Annotated in this window: 15 protein-coding genes; 2 read left to right on the forward strand and 13 right to left on the reverse strand. The window is 67.7% G+C overall.

All coding sequences use genetic code 11. From position 1 onward, the window contains the following. Nucleotides 1-5 precede the first annotated feature (5 nt). Entirely contained in the window at nucleotides 6-302 is a 297-nt protein-coding gene (gene gatC / locus AC1D14_RS02445; protein ID WP_141940678.1) for an Asp-tRNA(Asn)/Glu-tRNA(Gln) amidotransferase subunit GatC, read from the reverse strand. A gap of 145 nt (nucleotides 303-447) precedes the next feature. After that, complete coding sequence (locus AC1D14_RS02450) at nucleotides 448-2,136, reverse strand: CitMHS family transporter (protein ID WP_476968001.1); 1,689 nt, start codon at nucleotides 2,134-2,136, stop codon at nucleotides 448-450. Between AC1D14_RS02450 and AC1D14_RS02455 the strand changes: the two genes are divergently transcribed. Further along, nucleotides 2,135-3,886: a sensor histidine kinase gene (locus tag AC1D14_RS02455; RefSeq protein WP_476968002.1), complete on the forward strand. Its 1,752-nt coding sequence runs from the start codon at nucleotides 2,135-2,137 to the stop codon at nucleotides 3,884-3,886. The two genes, AC1D14_RS02450 and AC1D14_RS02455, sit on opposite strands and share 2 nt — an antisense overlap. Nucleotides 3,887-3,893: 7 nt before the next feature. After that, nucleotides 3,894-4,556, forward strand: a complete 663-nt coding sequence (locus AC1D14_RS02460; RefSeq protein ID WP_230119042.1) for a response regulator — start codon at nucleotides 3,894-3,896, stop codon at nucleotides 4,554-4,556. 50 nt (nucleotides 4,557-4,606) lie between these two features. Here the strand turns inward: AC1D14_RS02460 and AC1D14_RS02465 are convergent, their stop codons facing one another. The 11 genes from AC1D14_RS02465 to AC1D14_RS02515 form a co-directional block, all read right to left on the reverse strand. Then, complete coding sequence (locus AC1D14_RS02465; RefSeq protein WP_230118980.1) at nucleotides 4,607-4,990, reverse strand: RidA family protein; 384 nt, start codon at nucleotides 4,988-4,990, stop codon at nucleotides 4,607-4,609. A gap of 91 nt (nucleotides 4,991-5,081) precedes the next feature. Continuing rightward, nucleotides 5,082-5,585 (reverse strand): GNAT family N-acetyltransferase, encoded by a 504-nt coding sequence (locus AC1D14_RS02470; protein ID WP_230118979.1) that lies wholly within the window; start codon nucleotides 5,583-5,585, stop codon nucleotides 5,082-5,084. Nucleotides 5,586-5,682: 97 nt separating this feature from the next. After that, nucleotides 5,683-6,504, reverse strand: a complete 822-nt coding sequence (locus AC1D14_RS02475; RefSeq protein ID WP_476968003.1) for an inositol monophosphatase family protein — start codon at nucleotides 6,502-6,504, stop codon at nucleotides 5,683-5,685. After that, nucleotides 6,501-8,744: an NAD-dependent DNA ligase LigA gene (ligA, locus tag AC1D14_RS02480; RefSeq protein ID WP_230119041.1), complete on the reverse strand. Its 2,244-nt coding sequence runs from the start codon at nucleotides 8,742-8,744 to the stop codon at nucleotides 6,501-6,503. The genes AC1D14_RS02475 and ligA overlap by 4 nt, the downstream gene beginning before the upstream one ends. Before the next feature lie 102 nt (nucleotides 8,745-8,846). Next, nucleotides 8,847-9,509 (reverse strand): hypothetical protein, encoded by a 663-nt coding sequence (locus tag AC1D14_RS02485; RefSeq protein WP_476968004.1) that lies wholly within the window; start codon nucleotides 9,507-9,509, stop codon nucleotides 8,847-8,849. Nucleotides 9,510-9,600: 91 nt separating this feature from the next. Beyond that, nucleotides 9,601-14,061, reverse strand: coding sequence for an FtsK/SpoIIIE domain-containing protein (locus AC1D14_RS02490; protein ID WP_230119900.1), 4,461 nt, complete (start codon nucleotides 14,059-14,061; stop codon nucleotides 9,601-9,603). Then, nucleotides 14,058-14,762, reverse strand: a complete 705-nt coding sequence (locus tag AC1D14_RS02495; RefSeq protein WP_476874926.1) for an FHA domain-containing protein — start codon at nucleotides 14,760-14,762, stop codon at nucleotides 14,058-14,060. Before AC1D14_RS02495 ends, AC1D14_RS02490 begins: the two co-directional genes overlap by 4 nt. 97 nt (nucleotides 14,763-14,859) lie before the next feature. Beyond that, complete coding sequence (locus tag AC1D14_RS02500) at nucleotides 14,860-16,446, reverse strand: serine/threonine-protein kinase (RefSeq protein ID WP_476968005.1); 1,587 nt, start codon at nucleotides 16,444-16,446, stop codon at nucleotides 14,860-14,862. Continuing rightward, entirely contained in the window at nucleotides 16,443-18,068 is a 1,626-nt protein-coding gene (locus AC1D14_RS02505; RefSeq protein ID WP_476968006.1) for an FHA domain-containing protein, read from the reverse strand. Before AC1D14_RS02505 ends, AC1D14_RS02500 begins: the two co-directional genes overlap by 4 nt. After that, nucleotides 18,055-18,972, reverse strand: a complete 918-nt coding sequence (locus AC1D14_RS02510; protein WP_230119904.1) for a PP2C family protein-serine/threonine phosphatase — start codon at nucleotides 18,970-18,972, stop codon at nucleotides 18,055-18,057. Before AC1D14_RS02510 ends, AC1D14_RS02505 begins: the two co-directional genes overlap by 14 nt. After that, complete coding sequence (locus AC1D14_RS02515) at nucleotides 18,969-20,060, reverse strand: RDD family protein (protein WP_476968007.1); 1,092 nt, start codon at nucleotides 20,058-20,060, stop codon at nucleotides 18,969-18,971. Before AC1D14_RS02515 ends, AC1D14_RS02510 begins: the two co-directional genes overlap by 4 nt. Nucleotides 20,061-20,168 lie beyond the last annotated feature (108 nt).

The following is a 20,168-nucleotide window of genomic DNA, read 5'->3' on the forward strand; positions in this document are numbered from 1 at the left end:
TTCTTTTATGCCTCATCCAGGATTGCCGGGACCTTGAAACGGTTCTCATCGGAATCCGGAGCGCCGGAGAGTGCCTGCTCGGCCGTGAACGTGTGCCCCACGACGTCTTCGCGGAACACGTTGGTCAGCGGAATCGGGTGCGAGGTGGCCGGAACGTCATCACCGGCGGCTTCACTTACGGACTTCACCGAATCTACGATGACGGCGAGTTCGCCGGCCATCCTGTCCAGCTCTTCAGCACTCATCTCAATGTGCGCGAGCCGCGCGAGGTGCGCGACGTCGTCACGGTTGATCGCAGCCATGGATCTCCCCTGCAAGTTCGGATTGTTTTCCGAACCAGTCTACGTGTCCGGGACGACGAACAACGCGGGGTCACTTACGGCCCATCGGGAGGTCCGGAATGGGCCGTAAGTGACCCCGCGTTGCTTGGTGCGGGTGTTTGGTTTGCTAGCCGACGCCGATGGCTCCGGTCAGCATCCCGACGCCGAGCATGACGAGCGAGATGACGGCGGTCCGCCACAGGACTTTCTTGTGGTGGTCGCCCAGGTCCACCTTGGCGAGCGAAACGAGCAGCAGGATGGCGGGAACGAGCGGGCTCTGCAGGTGGAACGGCTGGCCGGTGATGGAGGCCCGGGCCATTTCGGCGGCGCTGACGCCGTAGTGGGCGGCGGTCTCGCTCAGGACCGGAAGAACGCCGAAGTAGAAGGCGTCGTTGCTCATGAAGAACGTCATGGGGATGCTGAGGATGCCGGTGATGACTGCCATGAACGGGCCCATGTCGGAAGGGATGATGGCCACGAGCCAGGCTGACATGGCCTCTACCATGCCGGTGCCCTTGAGCACACCGGTCAGGACAGCCGCGGCCATGACCATGCTCACCACGGCGACGATGGAAGGTGCATGCGCCACGAGCTGGGCGCCCTGGTCCTTGACCTTGGGGAAGTTCACCAGCAGGGCGATGGCGGAGCCCACCATGAAGACGAACGGCAGCGGCACGAGGTCGGCCACGAGCATGACCATCACGGCGACAGTGAGGCCCAGGTTGAACCACTGCAGCTTGGGCCGGAGGGTCTTGCGGTTGGGGTCCAGTGCCGTGTCCGTGAGACCGGTGTCGCTGTCGGCGAGCGTCTCGGTGCGCTCCAGGACGGCCACGGAGGAGCCGCCGACGGCGGGGCCTCCCGTTGCGGGGACAGGGGCGGTTCCGGTGCCCTTGCGTCCGCGGCCGGTTCCCGAACCGCCGCCGGACGTTCCGCCGTCGAACGCGTCGGCGGTGTCCGGCACGGACCAGATTTCCGGCGCCGTGGCGCGGAGGCGGTTACGTTCCTGCAGGCCGAGCAGCCAGGAGAAGACGAGGACAACAACCAGGCCGGCGATCAGCGAGGGGATCATGGGAACGAAGACGTCGTTGACGTCGAGCTTGAGCGCGGTGGCGGCACGGGCGGTGGGGCCGCCCCACGGCAGGATGTTCATGGTGCCGTTAGCCAGGCCAGCCACGCAGGTGAGGACAACGGGGCTCATCTTCAGCCGGAGGTAGATGGGCAGCATGGCTGCGGTGGTGAGGATGAAGGTGGTGGAGCCGTCGCCGTCGAGGGAGACTGCGGCCGCGAGGATCGCGGTGCCGAGAACAACCTTGGCGGGATCATTGCCGAGCTTGCGCAGGATGAAGCGTACCAGCGGATCGAACAGCCCGACGTCGATCATCAGGCCGAAGTAGATGATGGCGAACATGAGCAGGGCGGCGGTGGAGGTCATGGACTTCATTGAGTCCATGACCATGTCACCGATGCCGAGGCCTGCGCCTGCGAAAAGACCGAAAATGGTGGGGACAATGATCAACGCCAGCACTGGCGTCAACTTCTTCGTCATGATCAGCACCATGAATACCGCGATCATGGCGAATCCAAGTAATACCAGCACAGCCGGCTCCTTCTTGATGATTGGCACCACCTCGATGTGATGCGCACTACAGACGTTAGAGTGGCGCGGGTCACGGCAGTGCCTTTGGCTCAATTGATTGGCATACTGCTTATTGGGAGCATTTTGCGCATTTTGCTCACGGGCGTCCGAAGGCCTGCGCACAACCCCATCTGCCCGGCCCCACGGGCCGGAAAAGACCGCCCGAAGGAGGAGCGCCATGGCCAGACCGTCCCGACGGCTGCCGCTCAGGTTCTCCACGCAGACGCTGCTGTTGCAGCTGGGCGTGGTGCTCCTGGTGGTGCTCCTCAGCGGCGCCGTCCATGCCTGGCTGACGTTCGAACGCCTGGGCCGCGAGGCGGAGAACCAGGCGCTCACGCTGGCCCGGACGGTGGCCTCGGATCCCTCGGTCCGCGCCGAGGTGCAGGCCATCAGCCGGCAGGCGGGCACTCCCCCGCGGGCCGAACTGCTTGCCGGTCCGCTGATGGCGACGGCCGAAGGGGCGCGCACCCGGACCGGCGCCCTGTTCGTGGTGATCACTGACGAAACCGGGATCCGGCTGGCCCATCCCGACGCCGAGCGGCTGGGCGAGCGGGTGAGTACTGATCCGTCGGAGGCGCTGGCCGGACGCGAGGTCACCACCCGCAACACCGGGACACTGGGACCCTCGGCGGGTGCCAAGGTGCCGGTTTTCGCGCCCGACCCGCCTGGCTCGCCTGGCTCCGAGGCCGGTTCCCCGGCCGGTTCCAGCGTCGCACCCCAAACCGTCGTCGGCGAGGTCAGCGTGGGCTATTCCACCGAGACCATCGGCCAGAGCCTTGCCCGGGACATCGTGCCCATCGCCGTCACGGCGGCCGGCGCCCTCTTGGCTGGAGTCCTGGCGTCATTCCTCCTCCGTCGCCGGCTGCAGCGGCTCACGCTTGGCCTGGAACCTGAGGAAATCAGCACCCTGGTGCACGACCAGGTGGCCGTGCTGGAGGGTGTGGACGAGGGCGTGGTGGGCGTTTCCGCCGAGGGCCGCATCAGCGTTTTCAATGCCGCGGCCCAGCGGCTCCTGGGCCAGCCCGACCTGACCGGAACGCTGTGGTCGGCAGCCCCGGTTCCGGCCCAGCTCAAGGCGCTCACAGAGGCCGATGCCCGGGAGGGCGAAGCCGTGGAGCTTCTGGCCGGCGGCCAGGTTTTGGTGGCGAGTGCCCGCAAGGCCCTGCACCGTCAGGAGGACCTTGGCTGGGTCGTCATGCTCCGTGACCGCACCGAGCTCCAGCAGCTGACGCGCCAGCTCGACGCCGTTGGCACCATGTCCACGGCACTCCGGGCGCAGCGGCACGAGTTTGCCAACCAGCTGCACACGATCGCCGGCTTCATCAGCATCGGCCAGCATCAGCAGGCGCGCGAGTATCTGGAGCGCCTCGCCGCCACCGGGCCGCTGAGATTCCCGGTGGAACAGGCCGAGCTGCTGCAGGACCCCTACCTTCAGGCATTTGTCGGCGCGAAGGGCGTGGAAGCGGACGAACGCGGCGTTGCGCTCCGGATCGGGCCGGAAACCCTGGTGCGCGGCCAGGTCACGGAGCCGCAGGATGTCACCACTGTCCTGGGCAACCTCATAGACAACGCGGTCAACGCGGCCGTGGCCGGCTCAGCCGGCGAGCGCTGGGTGGAGCTTGAGCTGCTGGACGAACCGTCGGACGACGGCGGGACGCTGCATATCGTCGTCGCCGATTCCGGCGACGGGCTGCAGGGCGACGCCGATCCGGAGTCGGTGTTCGCGGAAGGATTTACGACGGCGGCCGGCCCGGTACGCGCGGGCGGCGGCCAGGGCCTGGGGCTGGCTTTGGCGCGCCAGCTGGCGCGGCGCCGCGGCGGCGACGTCAGGATGCTGGAGCCCGGGGCCGCCGGGGGGCCCGGCGCCGTGTTCATGGCGACGCTGCCGGGCACCACAACGGCGCAACGATTGAGTGACGAGCAAGGATAGGACGATGATGTCTGAGGATTTCAGGGTGCTGATCGTGGATGACGATTTCCATGTTGCCAAGCTCCATGCCGCCTACGTGGACTCGGTGGCGGGCTTCCTGGCGCTGCCGCCGGCGGGTTCGGCGTCGCTGGCCCTGCAGTCCATCCACAGCCTGCGTCCGGACCTGGTGCTGCTGGATGTGTACCTGCCGGACGCCTCCGGCCTGGACCTGCTGCACCAGCTGGACGTCGACACGATGATCCTGAGCGCGGCGTCCGATGCCGCCTCGCTGCGGACGGCATTCCGCCGCGGCGCCCTCGGGTACCTGCTGAAGCCCTTTACCGCAGAGTCCCTGTCGCAGCAGCTGAGGTCCTATGCCCGGTACCGGCGTATCCTTTCCCAGCCCGGGTCCTTGGATCAGGACACCGTGGAGCGGGCCAAGCGCGCTCTGATTGCGGGGGACGTCTCGCCGTCGGCCAGGCCGCGCTCCGCCACCGAAGCGGCGGTGCTGGAATCCCTGGTCCCGGGGGAACAGTATTCCGCGGCGGACGTGGCCGGGCGGGTGGGTGTTTCCCGGGCCACCGCCCAGCGGTACCTTTCGTCGCTGGCCGATGACGGCGCCGTCGAGATCCAGCTCCGCTACGGAACCACCGGCCGCCCGGAACACCGCTACGGCCTCCCGCCCCAATAATTCACCTCGCCCGGCCGACAGAGGTCTCTGCCGAGTGTCGTTGGTGGTGGCTAGTTAACGCTCTTCTGCGCGACGAGCTCGATCTCCACGAGCATCTTCGGGTCGAGGAACGGCAGGACGTGCACGAGGGACAGCGTGGGGCGGATGTCACCGAAGACCTCGCCGTGGGCCTTGCCAGCGTCTTCCCACTTGCTGATGTCCGTCAGGTACAGCTTGGACTGCACGACGTCGGCCAAGCCGAAGCCCGCGTCGGCCAGGACAGTCTCCAGCTTCTGGAGGATGTATCTGGTCTGCTCGTAGAAGTCGGTGCCGACGATGCCGTCCTCACCGGCGGCGGCGGTGGCGGAAATGTACAGCGTGTTATCCACCTGGACAGCGCGGGAGTAGCCGAGGGTCTGTTCCCAGACGGAACCGGTGCCGAAAGTCTTGCGCATGGTGCGCCTTTCACTGGGGCCGCCTGCCGGCCGGCGCATACGCAGCCGGTGAACGGGGCCGTGGAAATGAGTCGGCACCACTCTAGGGCGGCTAGACGTCCAGCCGGAAAACCAGCAGTTTTATGTCGGTGTCCGGCACGAACCAGTCCCGCTCGGGAACCCGCCGGAAACCGGTCTTCCGGTACAGGCCGTGGGCGCTCTCCCACGTCCCGCCGGTGGTCAGGGCCACGCCGCTGATGCCTTCCAACGACCTCGCGTGCTCGATGATCGCTCCCACGAGGGCCTGACCGGCGCCGCTGCGCTGCACCGCTGGGTCCACCACGAGCATACGGAATTCGAGTTCGTCGTCGAGGGCGATGTCCGCAAACGGCTCGCCCACAACGGCCAGCGTCACGGACCCCACAATCCGGCCATTCCGTTCGGCCACCCAGATGGTGGCCTGCTCCGCCCGCCTGGCCACGTCCTGGATCTGCTGCATGTAGGGGTGATCGGCACTGTCGAAATATCCCGCCGCCAGATAGGAATCGCGGGTGATCCGGGCTATCGCCTCGTAATCGGCGGGGACTGCTGGACGGATATTGATCTGCGGCTGCACCTGTCAATGCTAGTTCCAGCGGCCGGATGCGCCGCGCGAAACAGGCCTTTCCGTGACTGATCTATCACTTCGAGCAACTGGCGTCCGGCTCATCGTCTCAGAGCGGAAACTTGCCGGACATCTCCAGCGTTCCCGCGCACGTCCACGCTGCCAGCCGTTCGTCATCCGAGTGCCCGCCGTTCAGCGGGCTAGTCAGCCGGGGACGCCGCACCCAGCAGCCGGCTTCCTCGGCGATCAGGGCTCCGGCGGCAAAGTCGTGTTCGTTGAGGCCTCGCTCGCCGAAGGCATCGTGCGTGCCATCAGCCACAAGGCAAAGGTCCAGGGCGGCCGAACCGAGCCGCCTCACATCCGCGAACCCCTCCATGAACCCGCCCAGCGCCGCGGCCTGCTCCGCGCGGACAGCGGGATCGTAGCTGAATCCGGTGGCCAGGATCTGGCCCGCACGGCCGGACACTGGACCGGTGAGCTGGACGCGGTGGCCGCCCTGTTCGAGCCAGGCGCCGTGGCCCCTTGAGGCGTAGTACACGCGCCCCAGCGCCGGGGCGTTGACGACGCCGGCCAGCCAGACGCCGTCGGCATCGGCCACCGCCACGGAGGTGGCGTAGTAGACGATGTTGCGGATGAAGTTGGTGGTGCCGTCCAGTGGGTCAATGGACCAGCGGAGCCCGCTGGGATTCTCCGGGCGGGTGGTGCCGTGTTCCTCGCCGGTGATGGTGTCCTGCGGACGCGCCGCGCGGATGGCGCTGCGGACAGCGTTCTCGGCGGCCACATCAAACGCCGTGACCCAGTCCCCCGCCTCGCCCTTGTTGCTGACAGCGCCGTCCGCCAGGGAATCGCCGCCCCGGGTGGACAGGACGGCGGCGCCAGCGGCGGCCGCCGCCTGGGCCACGTCGAGCAGACCGTTCGGATCCAGGCTCATTCCGGGCCGTTTCCGTCATCGTCCGAGACCTCGGGAACGGCCTCCGCGTCGGCAGCCCCGGCTGCCGGACCGTTGGCCAGCAGCTCCCGGAAGCCGTCCTCGTCGAGGACCGGAACGCCCAGCTGTTCGGCCTTGTCCATTTTGGTGCCGGCGTTTTCTCCGGCAACGAGGTAGCTGGTGTTCTTCGAGACCGAACCGGCCGCCTTGCCGCCGCGGACCAGGATGGCTTCCTTGGCCTCGTCCCGGCTGAAGCCTTCCAGCGTTCCCGTCACCACGATCGTCAGCCCCTCAAGGGTGCGCGGCATGGATTCATCACGTTCATCTTCCATCCGCACCCCGGCAGCCGCCCAGCGGTCGATGATCTCCACGTGCCAGTCCTCGGCAAACCATTCCGTGAGCGCCGCAGCGATGGTGGGGCCCACCCCGTCCACGCCGGCGAGTTCGTCTTCCGAGGCCTGCCTGATGGCGTCCATGGTGCCGAAATGCGTGGCCAGCGCCCGGGACGCCCGCGGCCCCACATGCCGGATGGAGAGCGCCACCAGCACCCGCCACAGAGGCTGGGTCTTGGCCTTTTCGAGTTCCTTGAAGAGTTTGTCTGTGGTGGCCGTGGGCTTGGACGGCGTTTTCGCGGTGCCCTTGCTGTAGAAGTACGGGACGAGTTCGTACTCCCCCGTGCCCACGCCCTTGGACCGCTTCTCGCGCCGGATCTTCACCGGGGCGAGGGCCTCCGGCGTGAGATCGAACAGGGCAGCTTCGGTGGTGAGCGGAGGGACCTCCGGTTCCGTCGGCTGCGTCAGGGCGATGGCGGCCTCCCAGCCCAGGGCCTCGATGTCGAAGCCTCCGCGGCCGGCCAGGTGGAAGACCCGCTCGCGCAGCTGGGACGGGCAGGACCGTGCGTTGGGGCAGCGGATGTCGACGTCGCCCTCCTTTGCCGGAGCAAGAGGGGTGCCGCAGGAGGGGCACTCCGTGGGCATGACGAAGTCACGCACCGGCGGATCCTGCTGGTCGCGCAGCGCCAGCACGGGACCCACGATCTCCGGAATCACGTCCCCGGCCTTGCGGAGGACCACGATGTCGCCGATCTTTACGCCTTTGGCCTTGACCACATCCTGGTTGTGGAGCGTGGCCATTTCCACGGTGGATCCTGCGACCTTCACCGGCACCATTACGCCGTACGGGGTGACACGCCCGGTGCGTCCGACGTTGACGGCGATGTCCAGCAGTTTGGTGTGCACTTCCTCGGGCGGGTACTTGTAGGCAACGGCCCAGCGCGGGACGCGGGTGGTGTAGCCGAGGGCGCGCTGGGTGGCGAAATCATCCACCTTCACCACGATGCCGTCGATCTCGTGCAGCAGGCTGTGCCGCTTGTCGCCGTACCTGGAGATGAATTTCAGCACGTCAGCCAGGCCGGCGAGCACTTCGAAGTAGGGACTGACGGGCAGTCCCCACTCCTCCAGCTGCCTGTAGGTTTCTGACTGGCTGGCGGCTGCGAGGCCTTCGCGGGCGCCGATACCGTGGACGAACATCTTCAGGGGCCGCTTGGCTGTCTCGGCGGGATCCTTCTGCCGGAGTGAGCCTGCAGCAGCGTTCCGCGGGTTGGCGAGCGGGGCCTTTCCCGCCTCGATCAGTGCCTCGTTGAACTCCGCAAACGCCTTGGACGGGATGAAAACTTCACCGCGCACTTCCATCTCGGCGGGAAAGCCGGAGCCACTGAGCTCCTGCGGAATTTCCTTGATGGTCAGCACATTGTGCGTGATGTCCTCGCCGGTGGTGCCGTCGCCGCGCGTGGCGGCCCGAATCAGCTTTCCGTCCCGGTACAGCAGATTGACCGCGAGGCCGTCAATTTTCAGCTCGGTCAGCCAGGAGGCCTGATGATTGCCGACCTTCGCGATCCCGGCCTCAGCCTTGGCGATCCACGCTTCGAGTTCCTCGAGGGAAAAGACGTCCTCGAGGCTGTACATCCGCTGCAGATGTTGGACGGCGGCAAAGGCCGCCGACACCTCCCCGCCCACTTCCTGGGTGGGTGAGTCGTTGGCCACCAGCTCCGGGTGGAGCGCCTCCAGCTCCTCAAGCCGCCGGAACAGGGTGTCGAACTCCGCGTCAGAGACGAGCGGCTCGTCCTCCTGGTAGTAGGCGAACCGGTACTTCCTGACGAGGTCCGCCAGATTCTCGTATTCGCCGCGGACCGACTCAGACGGAATCGCTTCCGGCTCGAGCTGGTCAGTTCCGGATGCTGCCATGTCTGCGGGACCTGATGCTGTGCTCACAGACCTATCTTGCCCTACACCCCGGACATTGTGCCGACGGTTCAGTGCTTACCGGTAACGGTCGCCGGAAGGTGCCTACCAGTGGGACGCGAGGCGGTTCCGGCTCCACAGTGCGAAGGCGAGTCCGCCAAGGCCAACAAGCAACACCCCTCCCATGAGCGCGAAGAGTCCGAACATCCCGGCTCCCGGCCCTTTTCCGTTCGCGCTGACGACGGCTTCGTGGCTCGCCTCGGCCTGGGTTTCGATCGGCCGGGTCCAGTTGGAATCCACGGGGGCGCCGGACGGCCCGGCACTCGTGGTGGGTCCGGCTGACGTGCGGCCCGCCGTGGCGGGCGCAACCGCAACGACCGGTTCCTCCGTCGTCGGCATGACGCCAGCGTCCGGTACAGATGCGGGCGGAACCGCAGTCCGCACCGCCGGGGCGGGGACCTTGGCCGGGGCCACCGGTGCTGCCGGCTGCGGCTTGGCCGGCGCCGGGGCCGGGGCCGGGGCCGGGGCCGGGGCTTTTCGCACCGGCGCGGGTGCCGGCTTGGGTGCGGGTGGCGCGGGCGCCGGAGCCGGAGCGGACGCGGTGGGGGCGGGTGCGGCGGTGGCCGGCGGAGGAGGAGCGGTGGTGGGAGCCGGTGAGCCGGACTCCGCGTGCACGGCCCCGGCAATTCCCACCGCCGCGGTCAGTGCCAGCACAGTGGCAGCGAGTCCGGGGACCAGCACGGTCCGCAGGCTATTGGGTGGGATCATGGGATTACCTTTGCAGCAGCGAGCAGGACTCTCCCGCACCGAGTTGTGTCCCGGGTATCTTCCTATAGGGTTCCGTGGATCGCCAAATTTCTTACTTCCGGTCTTCCGGCGGCAGCGCGATCTGAAGTTTGCGCACCTTGCCCCTGCCCACGATGTAGCCCCGGCCCGGAATGAAGTCGGAACCGACCCGTCCGAGCGGGGTGTTGAGCAGGCTGTCGCCGTCCATATCACCAGGGTTGATCAGCAGTCCCCGCCTCCCGGATTTGAACGGCTGGGCCAGGGACCATGCCGAGGACCAGGTGGAGGTCTCGGATTCGCCCACCACCCACTGGTCCGCCTTGACCGAGGACGTGACCAGCCGCTCAAGGCCGGATTCGGCAAGGGTGTCCGTGAATTCCGTGAGCCCCTCGATGAAGATGGCGAGCTTTCCCGGGTTGGCTGAGGAATGGTCCGTGAGCTCATCGACCGCCTCCTCCACGTCGTCCGCGCCGACGAGGGAGCGGCTCCAGACGGGCAGTGACGCGACCGCGGATCTCCGCGAGGCGATGTAGACCAGCTCGGTGTCCGGGTTCGAACGGCGCAGCGCGTAAGCCAGCGTCACCAGCGCCACGGTCCGCCCGGCACCCGGAGGGCCGGCCAGCAGCAGCGGACCCTTGGCCATCAGCGCGGCGGGCTGCAGCGTTTCGTCGTCGACGCCGATCACCGGCTGGTCAGTCTGTCCGGCCGGCAGGACATCCAGATCCACCTGCTCCGGCAGGCGTTCGATCCGCGGTGCCCTTTCGACGCCCTGGCGCAGCATGGCCTCACTCAGCTTGTGGACTTCGCGCGCCTGCAGCGCCAAGTTGGAGTTGCCGCCCAGGACAGCAAGCTGCACTTCGTGGCTTCCGAGGAGTCCGCGCCCTGGAGGTGACGCCTGGCCCAGGACGTCCTTGGGGACGTCCAGCGACATGTAGTCGTCCTCCGAGGACAGCCGCAGCACCAGCCGCCGCTGGATGGAGGCAAGCAACGACGGCGGGACGGAGTTGGGGCGGTCACCGGTAACGATGAGGTGGATGCCCAAGGGACGGCCGTCAGTGGCCAGCTGCAGGAAAATATCCCACAGCCCGGACAGCCGGGTGTATTCGTAGGCCTCGCGGAAAGCGGACATGCCGTCCACGAGGACGAAAATGCGTTTCTCGTCCGGCAGTCCGGCCAGCTTCCGGTATTCCACGATGGTGGACGCCCGGACTTCGGCAAAGCGGGAGGCCCGGTCCTCGGCAAGGTCGTGCAGCCAGCGCAGGAGCCGGCCCACGCGTTCGGCGTCGTCGCCGTCGATGATTTCGCCCACGTGCGGCAGCTCATCGAGCATCTTCAGTCCGGCGGAGCCGCTGTCAATGCCGTAGACCTGAACCGGGCCGCCGCGCGGAGTGACGGCTGCGGCAATGGCAATGCCCCGCAGCGCCGCCGACTTGCCGGAACCGCCCGTGCCGTAGATGGCCATGTTGCCGTCTTTGTCCGGTTCGTAGAAAACGGTGGGCTGGTCCTGGCGCGCAGGGTCGTCGGCAACTCCCAGCAGGAGCCGTTCGTCGGTGCGGGGGTTTGGCAGCAGGGAGAAATCGTAGGTCATGGCCAGTTCGTTCAGCCACGGCTTTCGGGGCGGCGCAATGGCCAGCATGTCGGCCGCCCGGATGACGTTGGCCGTCATCCGGGCGATGTCGTTGGGCCCGGCCGGCTCTTCCTTGGCCGCAGTTTCAGGCACGGGTGCGGCCCATGCGGGCCCGGAGCCGAAGGCCATTTCCACAATGTCGATCTGCGGACGCTGAGGCCGCTCGGTGGTCCAGCCGCCGGCATAGCCGGTCTGGAACCCCTGGATGCGGCCGGGGCCGGTTTTTACTGCGCCGCGCCCGGGAATGGACGGGTCGAAATACGCGGCGTCCGGGACGCCGAGAATGTCCGTGGCGTCGTCCTCATCGGCCATGCGCAGCGCCACCCGGAGGTTGGTATTGGCGCGCAGGCTCTCCTTGATGACGCCGGCGGGGCGCTGGGTGGCGAGGATCAGGTGCAGCCCGAGGGACCGGCCGCGGGCGGCGACGTCCACCACGCCGTCCACGAATTCCGGCACCTCGGTGGCGAGCGCCGCGAACTCGTCCACCACGATCACCAGGTACGGCGGCGCTTCAGGATCGGCCTCGCGCTGCAGGGCCAGCAGGTCCTTGGCTTTCTTCCTGTTCAGCAGGCGTTCCCGGTAGTGAAGTTCGGCGCGGAGGGATGTCAGGGCGCGGCGCACCAGGTGCGGGGAAAGGTCCGTGACCAGGCCCACCGTATGCGGCAGGTGGAGGCAGTCCGCGAACGCGGCGCCGCCCTTGTAGTCCACGAAGAGGAAACTGACCCTGTCCGGGCTGTAGGCGGTGGCCATGCCCATCACCCAGGACTGCAGGAACTCCGACTTGCCGGCGCCGGTGGTGCCGCCCACCAGGGCGTGCGGCCCCTCATTCTTGAGGTCCAGGTAAAGCGGCTCGATGCCTTTGGAGCCCACCAGTGCACGCAGCGACCCGTTGTCCTTGCGGTTTGCGACGGCGATGGAGCGGACGGAGTTGTTCTCCTGCCACCGTTCGGCCACGACGTCCGGGTTGTCCAGGAAGTCCTTGCCGATCAGCGCCGCGTAAGACACTGCCCGCGGCAGGTTCGAGTCGTCCTCCAAGGGTTTTCCGGCGTCCACCACGGGCGAGAGCATGCGGGCCAGCTGGCCGGCGAGTTCGGCGTCGAGGCTCTCGCAGCTCACGGGATAGGTGTGGCGTCCCAACCTGACCTGTCCGGTGGTGGTGCCGTGTTCGCCGTCGACCTCCATGAAGTCGCGGCACGCGGCCGGAAGGGCCTCAACGCCGGTGGCCACCCACAGAACGTGCACACCGGCATCGGGCCCCCGTTCCACCAAACGGGTGAGCCGTCCGCGGTCCACTGGTGCGTCGTCTTCAATGATGACCAGGACCGATGGCAGCACAGGAGCCGGGACGTCCCCGTTTTCCTCGTGGGTGCCGGGCCGGTGGGCAGGACCGGTCGACTGGATGGCGGTTTCGCGTGATTCCACCAGGTCCTCGAGCCGCGCCAGCAGGCCTGCGCCGCTGGCAGAACCGGCCGCCAGGTGGTCACCAGGGAGCGGGCTGTGGCTCGAGCCGACATGCGGCAGCCACTGCAGCCAGTTCCAGCGTTCCCGGGAACGGGCGGAGGTGATGGCTGCCACCACGGCTTCGGCCGGCGAATGGAGGCCCACAAGCTGCAGAACCATTCCCCGGGCAACGTCATCCACCAGCCCGCGCGGCCCGGCCAGGCCGAACGACCCCGCGGAGCGCAGCTGGGAAAGGATGGGCACGCCCTCGATGTCCCGGAACTGGTCCAGGCAGTCCTGGATTTCACGCCGGTACTCCGCTTCCGTTTCCGAAGAGTTGGGCTCCTCAAACGGAACCCGTGACGGCGCCGTCCCGAGCCCGAACCGGAGGCCCAGGAAGCCGGGGTGCTCGGGCCGGTGCGTCCAAAGCAGGGGGCCGAGCTTGTAGATGGAGTCGACGGTGTCGCTGACGGACGGGGCCTCCTGCAGCCGCACGGCTCGTTCCACCTGCTGAAGCGCAACGATGTCCTGACGGAACGCCGCCATGGACTCCCGGTACTCCTTGAGCTGTTCCTTCCGTTCCCGCTTGGTCTGCAGTTTCTGGTCCACGTAGTGCCCCACTATGAACAACGGCATCATCAGCACGAACAGCATCGACAGCAAGCTCTGGGTCACAGCGAAAAGGACGGCCCCCATCATCAGCGGGGCGATCAGCATGATGTAGGGGAACGGGTGATGGTCCTGGCGTTTTGGTCCCGCGGGCGGCACGCGTTTGGACGGATTGAACCGGGGAACCACGCGCGGTGACCGGTTGAAATCAACGAGGGGCGACGTCGGTGCTGCCGCGCCGCTGCGTGCCAGCGGCACCACCGTGATCTCCGTGTCCCCCAACGTCACGGTGTCCGAGGAGCTGAGCGTGGCACGGGTGGCAGGCAGCCCACCCAGCAGGAGCCCGTTGGCGGAGTTCGTATCGACGATCTCGACGCTCTCCCCCACGGTGATGCGCGCGTGCCGCTTCGATGTCAGGGGGTCCGTGAGCCGGATGTCCGCGTCCCGGTCCCGGCCTATGTAACTGGTGCCGGACGGCAGCGAAAACTCGCGCCCGACGTCGGGCCCGGACAAAATACGGAGCGTCGCGGCGGCAGGGCCGCGGCCGGCAGCGGACCCGCCGGCCTCCGCGGTGCCGAACTGGTCGCTGACCTGGGTCAGGGAAACGACGGATCCGGGTCTCAGGCCGGACTCCAGCAGGATGTCGCCCCGGTTGAGGACGATTCCCCGCATTCCGCCGGCCACAAACGCCTCGTCAATCCTGAGTGAGAGGTTGGACGGGGCGGGTTCGCGCCGCCGACCCGGGTCCGCAGTCCAGAGTTCCGTGGCGATGTCGGCCACCGTGGCCAGTCCGTCCACCGTGACGGCGAGGTCTTTGGCGTTGGCGGGCTCGCGCCGGAGCGTCAGTCGGATTCTCATCCTTCGTCAATCCCCCTCATCTTGTCGAGCAGGTGCAGGTCGTCAGGAGTCACCAGGTGCGAGGTGACAGCATGCTCCACGAGCCGGGCGCGCCGGTTGGTGGCCAGTTTGCCGCCACCTCCCCTGAGCCCGGCCACGCCAACCCGGTCCAGCTTGTCGCACACGTTGTCCAGCTTCCGATTGAACCGGGTGATTGCCCAGCCGAGGTTCTTGGCGGCAGCCGCGGACGACGGTATGGCACTGAATCCGGTGCCTTCCCGGCGCAGCATGGGTTCGGCGAGCGCGACGATCAGCGCCTTTTGGGAGTCGGTGAAGACCACCGGGCCGATGGTGGTGTCGCCGGCGGTGTCCTCGCTTCGGGTTTCCTGCCGGAACGAGGGCGTCTTCAGGTGGACGGCGAATTCGTAGGTCGTGGGGCCCGCCGTGAAGATGATGTTGGTGTGGCTGAAGACCAATGGCAGGCGGGCGCCCGGGGAAAGCCAGGCCTGCATGCCGCCGGAGGCGTCGGCCACGGTGGCGGAGAGCATGCTGCCCACGTTGCTGAGCCACCAGATGCCGTCGTACCGGGCGATCTGCAGGAAGTGCCGGTGCAGGTACGGGTTGTCATCCACTTCCAGATCACCTTCGCGGCCGATGCTGAAGACGTCGTCATCCGACGGCTCGTACCACTCGCCGCAGAAATCTACCGCCAGATCTCCCATTTTTCCGTGTCTCCTTGTTGGGCTGTTCATGCTTTGCTGAGCCATCATGCTGTCCGCGGCTGCGGGGCCTTTGGTGCCGGGCCTTCGGTGCGGGGCGTCAGGCGCACGCGATGGAATCCTCCCCTGCCGGCGACGCCGAGCCGTCGCTGCGCACGATGATCACCTGCACGCACGTGGCTTCATCGGGATTGGGGCTCACGTCCACGCGCGTCGCGGACGTTGACAGGTAGTTCCCGCCGCCCTTGACGGTCTTGATCCTCCACTTGTACGTGTCTCCCGGTTTCGGCTGCGGGTTGGTCCACGTGAACCGGACCTTGCCGGCAGCAGCGCTGCCCGCAAGCCTGGCGACGTCCGGCACGGACCCGTCGTCCAGGGCGTCCGCCGGCGGCTTGCTGGGCTGTTCGCTGGGCAGGACCTTGGGCTGCGGCGCAGCTGACGCCACCACGATCCCCACGATGATCGCGAGCACCAGGAGCGTCCCGCCGGAGATGGCCAGCCAGAGGTTCCGCTTGCCGTGATCCGGCGCGGGCTCTTCGCTTTTCGGCTCGCCCTCGCTCCCGGCCGGGTTGCTCCGGAGGACCGTGGCTTGGGCCCAGTCATCGCCGCCGGCGGTCTCTGTGGCTGGCACGGCTGGCACGGCCGGGCGAACTGGTGCGGCGGAGGGAGCTGGTGCCGGTACTTCGCTTTTCAGGGGCCTGGTCCGGGCCGGGAAGGTGGGCGCGCTTCCTGTTTTCTCCGGGTCGACCGAGGCAACGTTGCGGACCCGGGTTTCCTCGACGCCGTCGTCGGGGTGGACGTCCTCCTGCTGCCGCTCCTCCAGGACCTCGAACGGGGTCACGGACAGGTTCAGCTCCGCCTGGATGCGCTGCATTGCCAGGGCAAAGGCGTGGGCGGACGAATAGCGGGAGGCCGGCGACTTTGCCATCGCCGTTGCCAGGGCGAGCTCCAGCGACTCGGGCACGTCGGCCCGGCCCAGCCCCGGGACGGGCATGCCGGTGATCCGCGAGATCAGCTCGCGCTGGGAGTTGTCCGATCCGGGCAGGACGAACGGTGAGCGTCCCGCGAGCAGCGTGTACAGCGTGGCGCCCAGCGCCCACACGTCCACCATGACGCCGTCGACAGTTCCCTCCCGGAACTGTTCCGGAGGCGACCACGGAATGGACATACCGGCGTCTTCTTCCGCGTCGCTGCCCAGCGTTCCGGAGATGCCGAAGTCTGTCAGCGCCGGCCGGTTGTAGTCGGTGACCAGGATGTTGGCCGGTTTGATGTCACGGTGCGCGATGCCGGCCCGGTGTGCCGTTTCGACGGCGGACGCCACCTGGATGCCGATGGCCAGGACTTCGTCCACGCTGAAGCGCTGCCCGCGGTACCGGACGTCAAGGCTGGGCCGCGAGCAGTACTCCATGGCGAGGTAGGAATGCCCGTCGGCCGTAACCTCGGCCTCGAAAATGGTGACGATGAACGGGTGCGAGGATAGCTGCGCCATCAGGTTGGCCTCGGACTCGAACCTCCGCCGCGCATCCTCCGTTTTCAGCCCCGACAGGAGTACCTTCACCGCCACCTTGCGGCGCGGCCGGTCCTGCTCATACAGATAGACGTCCGAGAACCCGCCCGATCCGAGCAGGCTGACGTAAGTGAAACCGGGCAGGCGGGGCGGCGGGGCCGCGGGCCGCTTGGAACTCAAAGGATCTCCTCAAAACGCAACGAAACGTCGTCGCCAAGCTCGGCGATGTCGCCGTCGAGGACGATCGCCATTTCATTCTGGGCAAGGCGCCGCGGCGGCTGCCATTCGCGGATCAGCACCGTGCCGTTGGTGGCTTTGAGGTCGCACAGCATCACGTGCCAGCCCTCAAGCCGCACCTCCACGTGGGACCGTGAGATGTCGCCGCCGGGGCTGGCCACCTGGATGAGCCGGGGCATGGAGCCGCCCTGAACCCGGGACACGGACGGCTGCCGCCCGATCACCAGCGATTCCTCCAGCTCGATCACCTCCCCCGTGGAAAGCCGCACGAGTCCCAGCCGCGGACGGGGCGTCTGGACAGCAACGTCAGGAAGCGGCGAGCCGCAGCTGGAGCACTGGGCGCTGGTGGGCGGGTTCGCGTGACCCGAGCCGCACACGCGCGCCAGGACCAGCGGGCCGTCCCCGGGCGTTGCGCCGGACGCGGCCGGAGCCTGCGCGCGAGCGGCCCTGAATTCACTTTTGAGTACGGTCTGTCCGTCGTGGTCGCCCTCGGCGGAGTAGGGCGGTGCCGGCGCCCCGGCCGACGCTCCGGCCGTGGCTGGAAGAGGCTGGCTTTGCGCAGGCTGGCTTTGCGCAGGCTGTGACGTCTCCGCCGCGGTGGCGCGGTGAACCGGCATGGCGATGAACGACGGCGGCGCGGACGGACGCGGGGCACTCTCACCGCCGGTGACCCATGGCACGGAATCAATCAACCCTCCGGGCGCCGGCGGGCTCACCTCTGGCGCCGCTGGCGGACTCACCGCTTGCGGCGCTGGCCGGCTCTCGGCTGGTGCGGCAGGAACGTCCTCCTCATGCGCAAACCCGGCGCCAGGAACCTCAGTTTCCACGCCTGCAGCGACTGCCTGAGGCCCGCCGTCGTCGTCCTCCCCGGTGCGGACGGCCGCATCCTCGATGCTCCGCATCACGGTTTTTTCCCACAGATGGTCGTACGAACTCGTGGCTTCCGTGGCGGGCGACGGCGCCTCCGCCGGATTTCCGTCGTCTTCCAGCGGCGGGGCTTGCAGCGGCGGGTCGTCCAGCGGCGCGTCTTGCAGCCCTGTCTCTTCCAGCCCCACCATGGTTTCCGCCGAAGCTTCCGTCAGGGCCCCGGTCACGGCAGCGGTTCCGGTGCCAGCGACGTCCACGCGCAGGGCCTGGAGAAGGACCACGCCGTCGGCCACGGGCAACTCCAACGCACCGAACCCGCCGGACTGGGCCGCCTCGCCCGTTACCGAAAGGCTGAACCGCTCCGGGGAGTCCAGCCATCGCTCGGTCCAGGTGGTGACATTTCGGCCGTCCAGCTTCAGCGGTCCGGCCGGGAGGGTGACGCTGAGGTCGAGGTCGCCGCGGAGGAAGACCCGCAGTGATTCACGGAAGCCGATGATCCCAAACGGCGGGCAGCTGGACAGCGGAATGCCGAGCCCGCCCGTCACGGCGTGGAGCACCTCGTGCACTTCGGGCCCGTTCTGGAGCAGCTCCCATACAGTCCTGATGAGTGTCGGCGGGGATCCCGGGCCCAGGATGACCGCCGTACCGGAACGAACCAGCCCAAACCAGCCGCCCGGGACGTAGCTAGCTTCGGCCATGCGCATTTTCCTCAGTTCCGGCGGCTTCGGTGCTGTCGGCAGAGCCATCCCTTCCCCCAGGACGTGGCAGCGTGTCCTCATCTTCCGCCGCGGAGGCCGTCCTCGGCGCCGTGGTGGAGACGCCATCTTCATTGAGGACGTTCCGGGCATCGACCACTATCACCGTAACGTTGTCCCGGCCGCCGCTCCGCAGCGCGGCCTGGATCAGCAGGTCAACGGCCTCCTGCGGGTCTGCTGCCGAGCTAAGGACGCCGAGCATCTGGTCGTCCGAGAGCTCGCCGTTAAGCCCGTCCGAGCAGACCATGACACGGTCACCCTCCTCGATCGGAAGCAGCCAGTAGTCGGCTTCCGTGTCATCGCCCGTGCCCAGAGCCCGGGTCACGACGTGGCGGCGGGGGTGGACCGTGGCCTGCTCGGCGGTGATCTCCCCGCTGTCCACAAGCTCCTGGACCTCGGAGTGGTCCACGCTGACCTGGGTGAGCGTGCCCTGGCTCAGCCGGTAGGTCCTGGAGTCCCCGACATTCATGACCAGCCAGTAGGGTATGCCCATTTGTTCCACCACCACCACGCCGGTCAGCGTGGTGCCCGCCCGCGATCCGGTCGCAGTGCGGATGGAATCGTCCGCCATGGCAAGGTACTGCTGCACCACCGATGCCGTGGCTGTCCGCGCTCCTGTGGCCAGCTGGGGCATCTTTGCCAGGGCCCGCACGCACATGCCGCTCGCAACTTCACCTGCCTCATGGCCGCCCATTCCGTCTGCCACGGCGAATACGGGGTCGGAGGCAATGAACGAGTCCTCATTAAGCTCGCGGCGCAGGCCACGGTCCGTTCCATAGCCGTAGCTCAGGCTAAGGCCTGGCGTGCTTCCGGCCGGTTCGGTGCGGGCTGCCTGCTGTGAGTTCATGCTTGTCCTACGGTAAAGGTGCGGTCCCCGAAGTGAACGGTGGTTCCGGGGCTGACAAATGAGGGGACGCCCGGCTGCAAGGCCGTGCGGACGCCGTCCGGTGTGGTGACGGCGCTGCCGTTGGTGGAATTCCGGTCCGTTACCCAGACGCCCGCACCATCGGTGAGCAGGTGCAGGTGGGTCTTCGAAATGGTCCGCCCGGGATCCGGCACGGCGAGCAGTTGCGCCTGTGACTCTCCGGAACCGGCAGCGGGATTGCGCCCGATCAGCGCGTTCCGCTCCAGCCGGAAGTCCCGGCCGTCGTCGAGCCGTATCCTGAGCACCGCAATGGGCGCATCCTGCCCGACACCGCGCAGCCGGGTGCGGTCCACGCCGTCGTCCGGATGGCTGACGGAGGGAACGGCGTCGTGCACATGGCCGCCGGTCCTGGTGGCCACAGCCACCGGTGACGCCACCTGCTGGACGGGAGGAAGGTCCAGCGGGGCGAAGCTATACGGTCCCTGGATGCCACCCGACGTTACGGGATTGCGTCCGGCGGTGACGTCAAAAACGAGGGTTTTCGCGGCACGGTCCTGCCAGCCCTGGAGCCCGTCGTTCCTGTCCCAGGAGCTGGACAGCACCACGAGGAAAGCCCACGCACATCCCAAAAGGGCAAGGGGAACCAGGATCCACAGGGCTGAGTCGAACCACTTGAAAAACACCACCACGGCGGCGGCGAGGACTGCCGGCAGCACCCCGGCCCCCGTGACGGTCCCCCGGAGGAAGGCGGCGCCCGTGCCGGGTGCGTACCCGTCCCTGTCTGTACTGCGGATGCCCATGAGCTGGTTGCCAACGGTGTTGCCGGAACGGCCCTCGAAGCCGGCAAGGACGAACACGTAGATGAGGGTCAGGCCCACCGCGATGCTTCCCAGCAGAACCAGCGTTCCGGTGTCATAGATGATGAAGCCGCCGCTGCGCGAACTCGTGACACTGGCGAACCCGAGGGAGAAGAGGACCACCAGGACAACCGCGGGTGCCAGCCAGTCAAGCACCGCCGCGCCAAGGCGCTTGCCCGGCGCGGCCGGGACCAGCTCCAGTTTGGCTCCCATTTCCGTTCCTTCCCCCTGCCCTACCGGGATGCTACCGGGAAATTTCGCCGGGTGCGTCGCCGCCCCGCAGGCGGCGCAGTAGCTTGCGCCGGCTCGGACCGGCTGCCC

The organism is Arthrobacter sp. P1_B11 (assembly GCF_056406715.1).

Excerpts from the sequence above, each read along its gene's own strand:
- AC1D14_RS02465 (WP_230118980.1), bottom strand. The coding sequence starts at position 4,990 with ATGCGCAAGACTTTCGGCACCGGTTCCGTCTGGGAACAGACCCTCGGC.
- AC1D14_RS02510 (WP_230119904.1), bottom strand. The coding sequence starts at position 18,972 with ATGAACTCACAGCAGGCAGCCCGCACCGAACCGGCCGGAAGCACGCCA.
- AC1D14_RS02490 (WP_230119900.1), bottom strand. The coding sequence starts at position 14,061 with ATGAGAATCCGACTGACGCTCCGGCGCGAGCCCGCCAACGCCAAAGAC.
- gatC (WP_141940678.1), bottom strand. The coding sequence starts at position 302 with ATGGCTGCGATCAACCGTGACGACGTCGCGCACCTCGCGCGGCTCGCG.
- AC1D14_RS02450 (WP_476968001.1), bottom strand. The coding sequence starts at position 2,136 with ATGGCGCTCCTCCTTCGGGCGGTCTTTTCCGGCCCGTGGGGCCGGGCA.
- AC1D14_RS02495 (WP_476874926.1), bottom strand. The coding sequence starts at position 14,762 with ATGGGAGATCTGGCGGTAGATTTCTGCGGCGAGTGGTACGAGCCGTCG.
- AC1D14_RS02505 (WP_476968006.1), bottom strand. The coding sequence starts at position 18,068 with ATGGCCGAAGCTAGCTACGTCCCGGGCGGCTGGTTTGGGCTGGTTCGT.
- AC1D14_RS02485 (WP_476968004.1), bottom strand. The coding sequence starts at position 9,509 with ATGATCCCACCCAATAGCCTGCGGACCGTGCTGGTCCCCGGACTCGCT.
- AC1D14_RS02515 (WP_476968007.1), bottom strand. The coding sequence starts at position 20,060 with ATGGGAGCCAAACTGGAGCTGGTCCCGGCCGCGCCGGGCAAGCGCCTT.
- AC1D14_RS02460 (WP_230119042.1), top strand. The coding sequence starts at position 3,894 with ATGTCTGAGGATTTCAGGGTGCTGATCGTGGATGACGATTTCCATGTT.
- AC1D14_RS02475 (WP_476968003.1), bottom strand. The coding sequence starts at position 6,504 with ATGAGCCTGGATCCGAACGGTCTGCTCGACGTGGCCCAGGCGGCGGCC.
- AC1D14_RS02455 (WP_476968002.1), top strand. The coding sequence starts at position 2,135 with ATGGCCAGACCGTCCCGACGGCTGCCGCTCAGGTTCTCCACGCAGACG.
- ligA (WP_230119041.1), bottom strand. The coding sequence starts at position 8,744 with ATGGCAGCATCCGGAACTGACCAGCTCGAGCCGGAAGCGATTCCGTCT.